Raw genomic sequence first — 14,054 nt, forward strand, 5'->3', positions numbered from 1 at the left:
CCTTAGCGGCGGCCGCCGGTCTGCTTGAGGAAGTTGGCGAACAGTTCGTGGCCCTGTTCGGTCAGGATCGACTCGGGGTGGAACTGCACCCCTTCGATATTCAGCGTCTTGTGGCGCAGGCCCATGATCTCGTCGACCGAACCGTCAGCATGGGCGGTCCAGGCGGTCACTTCCAGGCACTCGGGCAAGGTTTCGCGCTTTACCACCAGCGAGTGGTAACGGGTAACGGTCAACGGGTTGTTGAGGCCGGCGAACACGCCCAGGTCACGGTGATGTACCGGGCTGGTCTTGCCGTGCATCACCTGGCGGGCACGTACCACATCACCACCAAAGGCCTGGCCGATGGACTGGTGGCCCAGGCATACACCAAGGATCGGCAGCTTGCCGGCAAAGTGCAGGATGGCCTCGATGGACACGCCCGCCTCACTCGGCGTGCACGGGCCTGGAGATACGACGATGCGCTCGGGGTTGAGGGCTTCGATCTGGGCGATGGTCATTTCGTCATTGCGAATGACCTTTACCTCGGCACCCAGCTCGCCAAGGTACTGAACGACGTTGTAAGTGAATGAGTCGTAATTGTCGATCATCAGTAACATCGGGTTAAACCTCTTGAATCTACTGACTTCAAAATTCGAACCTTCCTGCTTCTGCCAAAGGCGCAGCTTGGCCATTCAGGGGCGGTAGACAGGAAGGCAAACGGGGGCGGGCCGGACGGGCCGGCAGGGGATAAAGTCAGGCGCGCCAACGCCAACGGGCGTGGGCCTTGATAACGCGCATCAAGAGTTTGCTGACGATCAACACAGGATAGGTCTCGCTCATACGTTCCGGCACAGTAGCCTACCGGGGCGACGGGCGCAATATGCCTGTAAACACGGGGAAACGAATGGACTTGGGAGGGATGCACTGCGATTTGCTAAGGTCGATGGGGTTGTCCTGATAAAAACAAAGAAAAGGATGTTCCCTGATGCGAAAAGCACCGCTATTGCGCTTTACCCTCGCCTCATTGACGTTAGCCTGCAGCCAGGCCTTCGCGGCACCCTCGCCCTACTCCAGCATGATCGTGTTTGGTGACAGCCTCAGCGACGCCGGGCAGTTTGGCGGGGTGCGCTTCACCAACCGCGATGCCAATGGCAGTTATGCTCCAGTGTCACCGATGATCCTGGGCGGGCGGCTTGGTGTGAGCCCGACCGAGCTTGGCCCCTCCACCTCCCCGGTCAATCCGGTGCTGGGCCTTCCCGACGGCAACAACTGGGCAGTCGGTGGCTACACCACCCAGCAGATCCTGGATTCGATCACCACTACCTCCGAGACCGTCATCCCGCCAGGGCGCCCCGACGCCGGGCAGGTACTGCGTGATAAACCGGGCTACCTGGCCAACGGCCTGCGCGCCGACCCCAACGCGTTGTATTACCTGACTGGCGGCGGCAATGACTTCCTGCAAGGCCTGGTCAACAGCCCGGCCGATGCCGTGGCCGCCGGCGCCCGCCTGGCCGCCAGCGCCCAGGCCCTGCAGCAAGGCGGTGCCCGCTACATCATGGTCTGGCTGCTGCCCGACCTCGGGCAGACACCGAACTTCAGCGGTACGCCGCAACAAAACCCGCTGTCGCTGCTGTCCGGCGCGTTCAACCAGTCCCTGCTCAGCCAGCTGGGGCAGATCGATGCCGAAATCATTCCGCTGAACATCCCCGTGCTGCTGAGCGAAGCGCTGGCCAGCCCCGAGCAGTTCGGCCTGGCCAGCGGCCAGAACCTGGTCGGCACCTGCTACAGCGGCGAAGGCTGTGTGGAAAATCCGGTGTACGGTATCAACGGCGCCACGCCAGACCCGACCAAGCTGCTGTTCAACGACTCGGTCCACCCGACCATAGCCGGCCAGCAACTGATTGCCGACTACGCCTATTCGATTATCGCCGCCCCCTGGGAACTGACCTTGCTTCCGGAAATGGCCCACGCCAGCCTGCGTGCCCACCAGGACGAACTGCGCAACCAGTGGCAGACACCCTGGCAGGCAGTTGGCCAGTGGCAAGCCTTCGTTGCCACCGGCGCCCAGGACCTGGACTTCGACGGCCAGCGCAGCGCGGCCAGCGGCGATGGCCGCGGCTACAACCTGACCCTGGGCGGCAGCTACCGCCTGAACGATGCATGGCGCCTGGGCCTGGCCGGTGGCGTGTACCGGCAGAAGCTGGAAGCCGGCGCACAGGATTCGGACTACAAGCTGGACAGCTACCTTGCCAGCGCCTTCGCCCAATACCGCCAGGACCGCTGGTGGGCCGACGCGGCGCTGACCGCCGGGCACCTGGACTACAGCGACCTCAAGCGCACCTTCGCCCTTGGCGTGAACGACCGCAGCGAAAAGGGCGATACCGATGGCGAGGCCTGGGCGGTGTCGGGGCGGCTGGGCTACAACCTGGCGGCCGAGAGCAGCAGCTGGCAGCTGGCGCCGTTCATCAGCGCCGACTATGCGCGGGTGAAGGTGGATGGTTATGACGAGAAAAGCGGGCGCTCGACGGCGCTGGGCTTCGATGATCAGGAACGTACATCACGCCGTTTGGGTGTGGGGTTGCTGGGCAGTGTGCAGGTGCTGCCGAGTACCCGGCTGTTCGCCGAGGTGGCGCAGGAGCATGAGTTCGAGGATGACCAGCAGGATGTGACGATGCACCTGACCAGCCTGCCGGCGAATGACTTCACCCTGACAGGGTATACGCCGCACAGCGACCTGACCCGGGCGAGCCTGGGGGTGAGCCATGAAGTGGTGGCGGGGGTGCATTTGCGCGGTAACTATAACTGGCGCAAGAGTGATGAATTGACGCAGCAGGGAGTGAGTTTGGGCGTCAGCGTCGACTTCTGAATTGATGGGGCCGCTTTGCGGCCCTTCGCGGGCTCGCCCGCTCCCACAGGTATTGCACAGGCCTTGCAGCATGTGATTTCCCTGTGGGAGCGGGCATGCCCGCGAAGGGCTGCAACGCAGCCCCGATCAACTTATTTGGCCGAAGTCTGCTCAGCCAACGCCACCGCGCGGAACATCGCCCGGCGCTTGTTGATGGTTTCTTCCCACTCCAGCGCCGGCACCGAGTCGGCAACGATGCCGCCCCCGGCCTGCACATGCAGCTCACCGCCCTTGATTACCGCGGTACGGATGGCAATGGCGGTATCCATGTTGCCGTTCCACGCGAAGTAACCGACGGCACCACCGTAAACCCCACGCTTGACCGGCTCCAGCTCGTCGATGATCTCCATCGCGCGAATCTTCGGTGCACCCGAAAGCGTACCGGCCGGCAGGATCGCCCGCAGTGCGTCCATCGCCGTCAGCCCTTCGCGCAGCTGGCCAGTGACGTTGGACACAATGTGCATCACGTTGGAGTAACGCTCGATCACCATCTTCTCGGTCAGGCGCACGCTGCCGGTCGAGGACACGCGACCGACGTCGTTACGGCCCAGGTCGATGAGCATCAGGTGCTCGGCAATTTCCTTGTCGTCCGACAGCAGGTCGTCTTCCAGCGCGCGGTCGGCCTCTTCGGTAGCACCACGCGGGCGGGTGCCGGCAATCGGGCGTACGGTGACCAGGTTGTCCTCGACGCGTACCAGCACCTCGGGCGAGCTGCCGACCACATGGAAGTCGCCAAAGTTGAAGAAGTACATGTACGGCGTCGGGTTGAAGCAGCGCAGCGCGCGGTACAGGTCGATAGGCGCCGCCTTGAAGTCGATCGACATGCGCTGCGACGGCACCACCTGCATGCAGTCACCAGCCAGGATGTATTCCTTGATGCGGCCGACGGCGTTCTCGTAATCCTCGCGGGTATAGCTGGAGCGGAATTCCGGCTCGGCAGCCTGCGGGCCACTCAGGTCCAGGCCACGGCGTGGAGTGATCGGCTGACGCAGGGTTTCCAGCAGGCCTTGCAGGCGTGCCTGGCCCTGTTCGAAAGCCTGCTCTTCAGCCGGGTCGACCAGCACGATCGCGTGCATCTTGCCCGCCAGGTTGTCGAACACCACCACCGCATCGGACACCATCAGCAGGATATCCGGCACACCCAGCGGGTCCGGGTTGGGGCTAGCGCCCAGGCGCTTTTCCACATAGCGCACGCAGTCGTAGCCGAAGTAGCCGACCAGGCCACCGTTGAAGCGCGGCAGGCCAGGGATATCGGCGACCTTGTAACGGTCCTTGAAGGTTTCGACGAAGGCCAGCGGGTCTTCGACATCGTGGCTTTCCACCTCCACGCCATCCTGCAGGATGCTGACGTGGTAGCCGTGCACACGCATCACGGTGCGCGACGGCAGGCCGATCATCGAGTAACGGCCCCATTTCTCGCCGCCCTGCACCGATTCGAGCAGGTACGAGTTGGGCTGGTCGGCCAGTTTCAGGTAGATCGACAGCGGCGTGTCAAAGTCGGCCAGGGTTTCGCAGGCCAGGGGAATGCGGTTGTAGCCGGCAGCGGCCAGGCGCAGGAATTCTTCGCGGGTCATGGGTAGCCTCGTGGCAAGCAGCAATAGGTCAGGCAAACGGACGGGCCGGCACGCGCCGGCAGGCTGAAGTCAGGCGCGCCAACGCCAACGGGCCAGGGCCTTGATGACTTTCATCCAGAATTTGCCGGTAACCGCCACGGTGGACTCTCTGTCTTGTGAGGCTTGAAGGTCCGCCAACGTTATCCCAGTGGCCGGGTCTGCGCAACCGGGCAGCAATGCACGCAGGTCGTCGATCACCAGGCTGGGGGATTCGTCGTGGATCGGCCGGCCATGGTTGTAGCCGTAGGTCAGGCCGACGCACTGCACGCCAGCCGCCTTGGCCGCCAGCACGTCACTGCGTGAATCGCCGACAAACAGCGACTGCTGCGGGGTGACACCGGCCATCTGCATGACGAACAGCAGCGCCGCAGGGTCGGGTTTTTTCTGCGGCAGGGTGTCGCCGCCGATGATCCAGCGGAAGTAGTTGCCGATCTTCATCTGGTCCAGCAGCGGGCCAACGAAGCGCTCGGGCTTGTTGGTGATCAGAGCCATCTCCACGCCCTGCTTGCGCAGCCAGCGCAGGGTGTCCTGCACACCGGGGTAGACCACGGTCAGTTCGTGGCTTTCGGCATAGGCGTCCATGAACAGCGCCAGCGCCTGGTCGGCCAGTGCATCTTCCACGGCAGCGTGGTCGATGCCACCGGCCAGCGCCCGGCGCACCAGCACCTGGGCACCGTTGCCCACCCAGTGGCGCACCGCCTCCAGGCCGGCAGGCGGGCGCCCCAGTTCGAGCAGCATGCGGTCCACGGCGGCGGCCAGGTCTGGCACGGAATCGATCAGGGTACCGTCCAGATCGAACATCACCAGCCTGGGCAGCGTCCCCGGGAACAGCTGCTCGAAGCCGCTCATGGGCGGGCCTGAGCCAGTTCGGCACGCATCCTGGCGATGACTTCCTGGTAGTCCGGGGCGTTGAAGATTGCCGAGCCGGCCACGAAGGTGTCGGCGCCAGCGGCAGCGATCTCGCGGATGTTGTTGACGTTGACGCCACCGTCGATTTCCAGGCGGATATCACGGCCGCTGGCGTCGATCAGCGCACGCGCCTCGCGCAGCTTGTCGAGGGTGCCAGGGATGAACTTCTGCCCGCCGAAGCCCGGGTTGACGCTCATCAGCAGCACCATGTCGATCTTGTCCATCACATACTTCAGGGCGTCCAGGCTGGTGGCCGGGTTGAACACCAGGCCCGCCTTGCAGCCACCATCCTTGATCAGCTGCAGCGAACGGTCGATGTGCTGCGAGGCTTCCGGGTGGAAGGTGATGTAGGTGGCACCAGCTTCGATGAAGTCGCCGATGATGCGGTCGACCGGGCTGACCATCAGGTGCACGTCGATCGGGGCGGTGACGCCGTACTTGCGCAGGGCGGTGCAGACCATCGGGCCGATGGTCAGGTTGGGGACGTAGTGGTTGTCCATGACATCGAAGTGGACGATGTCGGCACCCGCGGCCAATACCTTGTCGACGTCCTCGCCCAGTCGGGCGAAATCGGCGGAGAGAATGGAGGGGGCAATAGCGTAGGGCTGCATGGCGCACCTGTTGGCAGAATCACGGTGGCGCGCATTGTAACCCAGGGAAGCGGATGAAGGCTGATTAGCATCAACCTGTACCGGCCTCTTCGCGGCTAAAGCCGCTCCCACAGGGACCGCGCAGGCATCGAAAGCTGCACAAATCCTGTGGGAGCGGCTTTAGCCGCGAAGAGGCCAGCACAGGCAACATACCTTCAACCAGGCTGCTGGGTCCTCAGCTTCTCGCTACGCCCACGCAACCACTCCAGAGTCAGCAGCAACACTACCGAGAAGGCAATCAGCAAGGTCGCCGCCGCGGCAATGGTCGGGCTCAGGTTCTCGCGAATACCACTGAACATCTGTCGCGGCAGGGTTGCCTGCTCCGGCCCGGCCAGGAAAAGGGTCACCACTACTTCGTCAAACGACGTGGCAAAGGCGAACAACGCCCCCGAAATCACCCCGGGCGCGATCAACGGCAGGGTTACCCGGCGGAAAGTCAGCAGTGGCGAGGCGCCCAGGCTGGCTGCCGCACGCACCAAGTTGTAGTTGAAGCCCTGCAAGGTCGCCGACACGGTAATGATCACGAACGGCACGCCGAGTACCGCATGCACCAGAATCAGCGAGGTGAAGCTGTTGCCCATGCCCAGCGGGGCGAAGAACAGGTAGCTGGCCACACCGATGATCACCACCGGCACCACCATCGGCGAAATCACCAGCGCCATCACCAGCGACTTGCCCGGGAAGTCGCCACGGGTCAGGCCGATGGCCGCCAGGGTGCCGAACACCATGGCCAGCACCGTGGCTGCCGGGGCGACGATGATGCTGTTCTTCAAGGCCCGCATCCACTCGGCCGAACCGAAGAAGTCCTGGTACCACTGCAGCGAGAAGCCCTGCAGCGGGTACACCAGGAAACTGCCACTGTTGAACGACAGCGGCACTATCACCAGGACCGGCAGTATGAGGAACAGCAGGATCAAGCCGCAAAGAATGCGCAGGCTGTAGAACCACACCCGCTCCACGGGCGACATGTAAGGGCTCAGCATGACAAGGCTCCTCAGCTCAGGCGCAGGCGGCTGGCGCCGACCAGCCAGCTATAGATCAGGTACAACAGTACGGTCGCCAGCAGCAACAGCCCGCCAAGCGCGGTGGCCATGCCCCAGTTGATGCTGGTGTTGGTGTAGAAGGCCACGAAGTAGCTGACCATCTGGTCATTCGGGCTGCCCAGCAGTGCCGGGGTGATGTAGTAGCCGATGGCCAGAATGAACACCAGCAGGCAACCAGCGCCAACCCCGGCGTAGGTCTGCGGGAAGTAGACCCGCCAGAAACTGGCGAACGGGTGGCAGCCCAGCGAGATCGCCGCACGCATGTAGCTCGGCGAAATGCCCTTCATCACGCTGTACAGCGGCAGGATCATGAACGGCAACAGGATGTGCACCATCGAGATGTATACGCCGGTGCGGTTGAACACCAGTTCCAGCGGCTGGTCGATGATGCCCATGGCCATCAGCGCGCTGTTGATCAGGCCGCCCGACTGCAGCAGCACGATCCACGCCGCCACCCGCACCAGGATCGAGGTCCAGAACGGCAGCAGCACCAGAATCATCAGCAGGTTGCTCTGCCGGGTCGGCAGGTTGGCCAGCAGGTACGCCAGCGGGTAGGCCAGCACCAGGCAGATTGCGGTAATCACCACACCCATCCACAGGGTGCGGGCGAAGATGTCCAGGTAAATGGCCTGGTCCGGGGTGGCCTTGGCCAGTTCGCCAAGGTCATCGATACGGTGGTCGAGCGAAGCCAACAGGTAGAAAGAGGTGACCGTACTGGTGTTGCGGCGGATTGCCTGCCAGTAGGCCGGGTCGCCCCAACGCTCGTCGAGAGCCTGCAAGGCATCTTTATACGAAGCGGGTTCGCTCTTGAACGGCAGCGCCCGCGCGGTCTTGGCCAACAGGCTGCGGTAACCGGCAAGCTCCATGTTCAGGCGCTTGGAAAGGTCGCCCAAGGTCTGGTTCTTGCGCGATTCGGCCAAATCCTGGCTCAACGCCCTGTAAACGTCCTCGCCCGGCAGGCTCTTGCCATCCCACTGGGTGATGACGCCAACGGTGCGCGGCAAGCCGCCAACCACTTCCGGGTTGCCGACGCTCTTGTACAGCAGCGCCGCAATAGGCACCAGGAACACCAGCAGGAGAAACAGCGCCAGCGGCGCGATCAACGCCTGCGCCTTCCAGCGGTTGACCCGCTCGGCATGCTTGAGGCGCTGCTTGAGACTTGGACCTGCGCCTTCTTTGAGGGGCACTGCAATGGCCATGGCGAACTCCGCGATACGAACTGAAAATGGGGCTGCTGCGCAGCCCATCGCAGGCAAGCCAGCTCCTACAGATACTGCGCTGGCTCCAGGGCAGCGGCCCCCTGTGGGAGCTGGCTTGCCGGCGATGGGCCGCAAAGCGGCCCCCTACACTGGTCGTTTACTTCTTCGCCGCCCAGGCGTTGAAGCGCTGCTCCAGCTGCTCGCTGTTGTCGGCCCAGAAGGCCACATCGATCTGCACCTGGTTGGCGATGTTTTCAGGCGTGGTCGGCATGTCCTTCTTCACCGTGTCCGACAGCAGGCTCACGGCCTTGGAATTGGCCGGGCCATAGGCGATGTTCTCGGAGTAGGTCTTCTGCTGCTCTGGCTGCACGCTGAAGGCGATGAATTTTTTCGCTTCCTCGACATCCTTGGCACCTTTCGGGATGGCCCAGGCATCGAAGTCGTAGATGCCGCCGTTCCACACCACCTTCAGGTTGCTCTCTTTCTGCACCGCAGCGATGCGGCCGTTGTAGGCAGAGCTCATGACCACGTCACCCGAGGCCAGGTACTGCGGCGGCTGGGCGCCGGCTTCCCACCACTGGATACTTGGCTTGAGTTCGTCGAGCTTCTTGAAGGCGCGGTCCACGCCCTCTTTGGTGCCCAGCACCTGGTACACATCCTTCGGCGCCACACCGTCGGCCATCAGGGCGAATTCCAGGGTGTACTTGGCGCCCTTGCGCAGGCCGCGCTTACCCGGGAATTTCTTGGTATCCCAGAAATCGGCCCAGCTGGTCGGTGCGGTCTTCAGCTTGTCGGCGTTGTAGGCCAGTACCGTGGACCATACGAAGAAGCCAACACCACATGGCTGAATGGCACCCGGCACATAGTCGGCCTCATTACCGAACAGGGCCGGGTCGAGTTCTTCGAACATGCCCTCGTCACAGCCACGGGCCAACTCTGGCGACTCCACTTCCACCAGGTTCCACGACACGCTCTTGGTGTCGACCATGGCTTTGACCTTGGCCATCTCGCCGTTGTACTCGCCCGCGATGATCTTGCCCTTGCCGGCCTTTTCCCACGGTTCGTAGAACGCCTTCACCTGGGCCGCCTTGTTGGCACCACCAAACGAGACAACAGTCAGGTCTGCGGCCATGGCCTGGCCAGCGGCGAACAGCCCCAGGGCCAGGGCGGTCAGTTTCAACTGCTTGCGCATTATTATTCTCTCCACAGTACAGGGTTGGTGAAGCAATCCATCAATGGGCTTCGGCAATCGGATCGAGCGCGCGGGCGTGCTCCACCTCCCAGCCCAGCGGTACCACATCGCCCACGGCCAGGGCCGGGTCGAGCTCGGCAATCGGCTGTTTCACGAAGAAGTCGCCCTTGCCGCAAACTTCCAGGCGCACCCGCACGTGGTCGCCCAGGTAAATGAATTCGGCCACCCGGCCCGAGAAGCGGTTCACGCAGCTCTCGCTGTGGCCGTTCAGGCGCACGCGCTCTGGGCGGATCGACAGGGTCACCGGCTCGCCGGCCTGGCCGACATTCACCGCCAGCGCCTCGACCCGCTCGCCACGTGGCAACTGCACCTGGCAGCGCTTGCCATCACTGGCCAGCAAAGTGCCGTTGATGCGGTTGTTCTCGCCGATGAAGTTGGCGACGAAGGTGTTGCAGGGTTCTTCGTACAGCGTGCGTGGGTCGGCGATCTGCTGGATTTCACCCTGGTGGAACACGGCCACCCGGTCGGACATGGTCAGCGCTTCGCCCTGGTCGTGGGTCACGTACACCACGGTCACGCCCAGGCGCTGGTGGATGTGCTTGATCTCCATCTGCATGTGCTCGCGCAGCTGCTTGTCCAGCGCGCCCAGCGGTTCGTCCATCAGCACCAGCTGCGGCTCGAACACCAGTGCCCGGGCCAGGGCCACACGCTGCTGCTGGCCGCCGGACAGCTGGCCGGGGTAACGCTTGGCGAAGGCATCGAGCTGGACCATGTTCAGCACCCGCTTGACCCGCTCGCTGATGTCGGTCTTGCTCAGGTTGCGCACGGTCAGCGGGAAGGCCAGGTTCTCGGCCACGGTCATGTGCGGGAACAGCGCGTAGTTCTGGAACACCATGCCGATGTCGCGCTTGTGCGGCGGCACGTTGTTGATCGAGCGCCCGGCCAGCTGGATTTCACCGGCGGTGGGGGTTTCGAAGCCGGCCAGCATCATCAGGCTGGTGGTCTTGCCCGAGCCGGACGGGCCAAGCAGGGTGAGGAACTCGCCCTTGCGAATATCCAGGTTGAGGTCTTTGACGATCAGCGACTCGCCGTCGTAGCTCTTCTGCACACCACGGAAGCTGACCAGCGTTTCGCTGGTTGCAGCGTTCGACTTCGCCTCGCTCATGCCTGCACCTTCTTGTTGGATGACTGCGTAGGCATAGACTAGACAAGCGGCAAGCGCCGGAAAATCGGGGGTGCTGAGAGAATACCATCATCCGGATGGAAGATTTGTTGTAGGGATTCCCCTACAAAGATGGCGGGTTTGGAATGCTCATCCGAGCCACCCGCCCAACCTGTGGGAGCGGGCATGCCCGCGAAGGGGCCGGTTCAGCCATAGAGATCGGCAGGTCAGGCCCTTTCGCGGGCACGCCCGCTCCCCCAGGGACCTCGGCAAGTTCCGAGAACAGGCATGTCGCAATCAGACCAGCTTGTGCTCCATGGCGTACTTCACCAGCTCAGCCAGCGAGTTCACTTTCAGCTTCTGCATCAGGCGCGCCTTGTGGGTGCTGATGGTCTTGCTCGACAGCGCCAGCTGCTGGGCGATGTCGTTGACGTTGGCGCCCTGGGCCAGGCGTTCGAACACCGAAAACTCCCGCTCGGACAGCAGCGTGTGCAACGGCCGCGACTCCGTCAGGCCCACTTCGAAGACCATGCGGTCGGCCAGCGCCGGGTCGATATAGCGCCCGCCAGCGGCAACCCGGCGAATCGCGGTCAGCAACAACGCTGGGTCGCTGTCCTTGGTGGCATAGCCCGCCGCTCCGGCCTTCAGCGCCCGCGCCGCCATCTGCGCTTCATCGTGCATCGACAGCATCAGGATCGCCGGGGCGTCCTGCAACGCGCGGATTCGCGGAATCGCCTCCAGGCCATTCACGCCTGGCATCGAGATATCCAGCAGTACCACCTCGCACGGGGTGTGGCGCAAGGTTTCCAGCAACTGCTCGCCGTTACCGGCCTCCCCCGCCACCTGCATGTCCTTGGCCAGGCCAATCAACTGCTTGATACCCTCACGGACAATGGTGTGGTCTTCGGCCACCAGCACTCGAATCACGATCGCTCTCCTACTCCAACGGTATGGCCACGCTCAGGCTGGTGCCTTCGCCCGGTTCACTGTCCAGCGCCATGCTGCCGCCCAGCATCAGCACCCGCTCACGTACCCCTACCAGGCCGAACGAGGTGGGCCGAGGCTGGTCGCGGCAAAAGCCCTGGCCGTCATCGCTGACGGTCATGCGCAATTGCCCGTGCTCACGCACCAGTTCGATCTCCACGCTATGCGCCTGGGCATGGCGCATCACGTTGGTCAGCGCCTCCTGGAGGATACGGAACAGCCCGATGGCCTTGGCATCGCTCAATGCTGGCAGATTATCCGGTACTTGCACCAGGCAGGGGATTTGCGTGCGTGCTTCAAAGCGCCGCGCCTGCCATTCAATGGCCGAGGCGATGCCGGCATCGAGAATCGGAGGACGTAAGGCAGTGGCTACGTCGCGCACCAGCTGGAACAGCTGGGCGATCAGGCGCTTCATGCTGGCCAGCCGCTCGTTCAGCCCCGGGTCCAGCTCGGCGAAGGCCAGCTCGCACATCGACACTTCCAGCTTGAGCACGGTCAGCATCTGCCCCAGTTCATCGTGCACTTCTCGGGCGATGCGGGCTTTTTCTTCCTCACGCACGCTTTCCAGGTGGGCCGACAGTTCGCGCAGCTGCTCCTGGGACCTGGCCAGCGCCAACTCGGCCCGCTTGCCCTGAGTGATGTCCCAAACCACACCGTCCCATACCACCCGGCCGTTACCCAGGCGCCGGGTACTGGCTTTGATGTCGGCCCAGCGCTGTTCACCCTGGCGAGTGAGGATGCGCCCCTGCCATGACCAGTCCTGGTCGCTGGCCAAGGCCAGGTCCTGCACCCGGTGGTAATCGGCACGGTCCTCAGGGTGCACCAGGTTGCGCAGGCCCATCTGCGGGTCCTGGATCTCACTGGGCGAATAGCCCACCAAGGCCTCGCTGCCTTCGCTGATGTAGGGGAATTCCAGGTCGCCCTCGGCCGGGTCGCGCTCCAGGCGGAACACCAGCCCCGGCACGTTGCCGGCAATGCCCTTGAGCCGCGCCTCGCTTTCGCGCAGGGCCGCCAAGGCGCGGTAGCGCTCGGTGACATCGGCGAGGTACACCACCAGGTACTCGGAGTCACGAAAGCGCAGAAAACTCAGCGACAGCTCGACCGGCAACAGGCTGCGGTCAGCCCGGCGGCACTGCGTCTCGAACTGACCAACACCGCCCGCCCCGGTACGTGCGCCCTTCCACAGCTCCAGCCAGCGATCCATGGTCAGGCTGGGTTCAAAGTCGCTCAGCGGCCGCTCCAGCAGTGCGCCTTCGCCGTAGCCCAGCATGCGCTCGGCGGCATGGTTGGCGTAGCGTACGTGGCTGTCCCAGTTGACCCAGAGGATGCCCACCGTGCTCTGGTCGATGGCAAACTGACTCAGGCGCAACGCTTCTTCGCGCACTTGCCGCTCCACAAGACTTTCGCGCGTGGCCAACAGGCTGCGCTCCAGCTGGCGCTGTTGCCGACGCTGCCACACCAGGGTGGCCAGCGCGCACAACAGCAGCAAGCCGAACAGCAGTGCCAGGTTCTTCCAGAATCCTGTCGACTCGCTCAAGCGTGGGTACTTTGGCTGCAGCCAACGCTGGTGCAGTTGCTCCAGTTCCTTGGCTGGCAGCGCCTGCAGGCCACGCTCCAGCACATCAGCCAGCAGCGGCCAGTCGCGCCGCGAACCGATGCGCAACAGTTGCGGCAGGCCGATATCGCCGACCACAGCCAGCTCGCCGAACTCGCTTTCGCGCGACAGGCGGCTGAGCTGGGCTTCATCCAGCACGGCGAAACTGGCCTGGCTACCCACCACCAATTGCAGGGCCTCGCGCTCGTTGGGTACCCCTTGCAGGTTGAGGTTGCTGTAGTTACCGCGCAGGTAGTCCGCCAGCTGGCTGGGCATGCGCACCGCCACCCGCTGCTCGGCTCCGAGCGTTTCCAGTTCCACGGCCATCGTCCCGGTGCGCGGCCCCACCACCAGTTGCGGCACGCGCATGTATGGGTCGCTGAACAGCCACAGACGCAGGCTGGCGGGGGTCTGGGTAAGCCCTGGGGCAAAGTCGATTTCGCCGGTCTGGAGGGCATGCTCGAGGCTGGCCTGGTCGGCGAAGTTGCGCCAGGTAAGGTCCAGCCGCAGCGCCTGCGCCAGGCTGCTCACCAGTTCCACGTTGGCCCCGTACAGCTGCTGCAGGCGCCGGTCGAACTGAGCGTAAGGCGCCTGCAACACCAGGCCGACACGCAGACTGCGGTGTGTATCCAGCCATTGCTGCTGGGCCGGTTCCAGGGCAACCGTGGGCACCGCTTCGGGCCTGGCCAATGCAATCAAGGGCAGCCAAAAGCAGCCGATAACCAACAGGCGACGCACTCGCTTCATCTACACGCTCGTCTTGGCAAAGCGGCCATGCAGCATGGCCGTCACGGGCAAATACCATTAGGCTGCCGGTATCATTC

11 protein-coding genes are annotated in these 14,054 nt (G+C 63.7%); 1 reads left to right on the plus strand and 10 read right to left on the minus strand.

From position 1 onward, the window contains the following. Nucleotides 1-2: 2 nt before the first annotated feature. Nucleotides 3-596 carry an aminodeoxychorismate/anthranilate synthase component II gene (locus ACLCGK_RS12265; RefSeq protein ID WP_003259809.1) on the minus strand — a complete coding sequence of 198 codons (594 nt, stop codon included), beginning with the start codon at nt 594-596 and terminating at the stop codon, nt 3-5. Between the two features lie 368 nt (nt 597-964). Between ACLCGK_RS12265 and estP the strand changes: the two genes are divergently transcribed. Further along, nucleotides 965-2,845 carry an esterase EstP gene (gene estP, locus ACLCGK_RS12270; protein WP_410952081.1) on the plus strand — a complete coding sequence of 627 codons (1,881 nt, stop codon included), beginning with the start codon at nt 965-967 and terminating at the stop codon, nt 2,843-2,845. Nucleotides 2,846-2,976: 131 nt separating this feature from the next. On the opposite strand, the gene trpE is transcribed toward estP, so the two are convergent. The 9 genes from trpE to ACLCGK_RS12315 all read right to left on the minus strand — a co-directional run bounded on the left by trpE (nt 2,977) and on the right by ACLCGK_RS12315 (nt 13,977). Continuing rightward, entirely contained in the window at nt 2,977-4,458 is a 1,482-nt protein-coding gene (trpE, locus tag ACLCGK_RS12275) for an anthranilate synthase component I (protein WP_410952082.1), read from the minus strand. A gap of 69 nt (nt 4,459-4,527) precedes the next feature. Next, nucleotides 4,528-5,346: a phosphoglycolate phosphatase gene (locus tag ACLCGK_RS12280; protein WP_013970605.1), complete on the minus strand. Its 819-nt coding sequence runs from the start codon at nt 5,344-5,346 to the stop codon at nt 4,528-4,530. Further along, nucleotides 5,343-6,017, minus strand: a complete 675-nt coding sequence (gene rpe, locus ACLCGK_RS12285) for a ribulose-phosphate 3-epimerase (RefSeq protein WP_003260678.1) — start codon at nt 6,015-6,017, stop codon at nt 5,343-5,345. Before rpe ends, ACLCGK_RS12280 begins: the two co-directional genes overlap by 4 nt. 194 nt (nt 6,018-6,211) lie before the next feature. After that, complete coding sequence (locus ACLCGK_RS12290) at nt 6,212-7,039, minus strand: ABC transporter permease (protein ID WP_013970603.1); 828 nt, start codon at nt 7,037-7,039, stop codon at nt 6,212-6,214. Nucleotides 7,040-7,050: 11 nt separating this feature from the next. Further along, nucleotides 7,051-8,298: an ABC transporter permease gene (locus tag ACLCGK_RS12295; protein WP_409279812.1), complete on the minus strand. Its 1,248-nt coding sequence runs from the start codon at nt 8,296-8,298 to the stop codon at nt 7,051-7,053. A gap of 157 nt (nt 8,299-8,455) precedes the next feature. Next, on the minus strand, nt 8,456-9,490 hold the full coding sequence (locus ACLCGK_RS12300; protein WP_410952083.1) for an ABC transporter substrate-binding protein: 1,035 nt from the start codon (nt 9,488-9,490) through the stop codon (nt 8,456-8,458). Between the two features lie 40 nt (nt 9,491-9,530). Further along, nucleotides 9,531-10,655: an ABC transporter ATP-binding protein gene (locus ACLCGK_RS12305; RefSeq protein ID WP_012270208.1), complete on the minus strand. Its 1,125-nt coding sequence runs from the start codon at nt 10,653-10,655 to the stop codon at nt 9,531-9,533. Between the two features lie 294 nt (nt 10,656-10,949). Further along, complete coding sequence (locus ACLCGK_RS12310; protein WP_169774891.1) at nt 10,950-11,582, minus strand: response regulator transcription factor; 633 nt, start codon at nt 11,580-11,582, stop codon at nt 10,950-10,952. Between the two features lie 7 nt (nt 11,583-11,589). Further along, nucleotides 11,590-13,977 (minus strand): PAS domain S-box protein, encoded by a 2,388-nt coding sequence (locus ACLCGK_RS12315; protein ID WP_410952084.1) that lies wholly within the window; start codon nt 13,975-13,977, stop codon nt 11,590-11,592. Between the last annotated feature and the right edge of the window lie 77 nt (nt 13,978-14,054).

The organism is Pseudomonas sp. S1(2024) (assembly GCF_046557535.1).

Excerpts from the sequence above, each read along its gene's own strand:
- ACLCGK_RS12290 (WP_013970603.1), bottom strand. The coding sequence starts at position 7,039 with ATGCTGAGCCCTTACATGTCGCCCGTGGAGCGGGTGTGGTTCTACAGC.
- rpe (WP_003260678.1), bottom strand. The coding sequence starts at position 6,017 with ATGCAGCCCTACGCTATTGCCCCCTCCATTCTCTCCGCCGATTTCGCC.
- ACLCGK_RS12265 (WP_003259809.1), bottom strand. The coding sequence starts at position 596 with ATGTTACTGATGATCGACAATTACGACTCATTCACTTACAACGTCGTT.
- ACLCGK_RS12305 (WP_012270208.1), bottom strand. The coding sequence starts at position 10,655 with ATGAGCGAGGCGAAGTCGAACGCTGCAACCAGCGAAACGCTGGTCAGC.
- trpE (WP_410952082.1), bottom strand. The coding sequence starts at position 4,458 with ATGACCCGCGAAGAATTCCTGCGCCTGGCCGCTGCCGGCTACAACCGC.
- ACLCGK_RS12300 (WP_410952083.1), bottom strand. The coding sequence starts at position 9,490 with ATGCGCAAGCAGTTGAAACTGACCGCCCTGGCCCTGGGGCTGTTCGCC.
- ACLCGK_RS12280 (WP_013970605.1), bottom strand. The coding sequence starts at position 5,346 with ATGAGCGGCTTCGAGCAGCTGTTCCCGGGGACGCTGCCCAGGCTGGTG.
- estP (WP_410952081.1), top strand. The coding sequence starts at position 965 with ATGCGAAAAGCACCGCTATTGCGCTTTACCCTCGCCTCATTGACGTTA.
- ACLCGK_RS12315 (WP_410952084.1), bottom strand. The coding sequence starts at position 13,977 with ATGAAGCGAGTGCGTCGCCTGTTGGTTATCGGCTGCTTTTGGCTGCCC.
- ACLCGK_RS12295 (WP_409279812.1), bottom strand. The coding sequence starts at position 8,298 with ATGGCCATTGCAGTGCCCCTCAAAGAAGGCGCAGGTCCAAGTCTCAAG.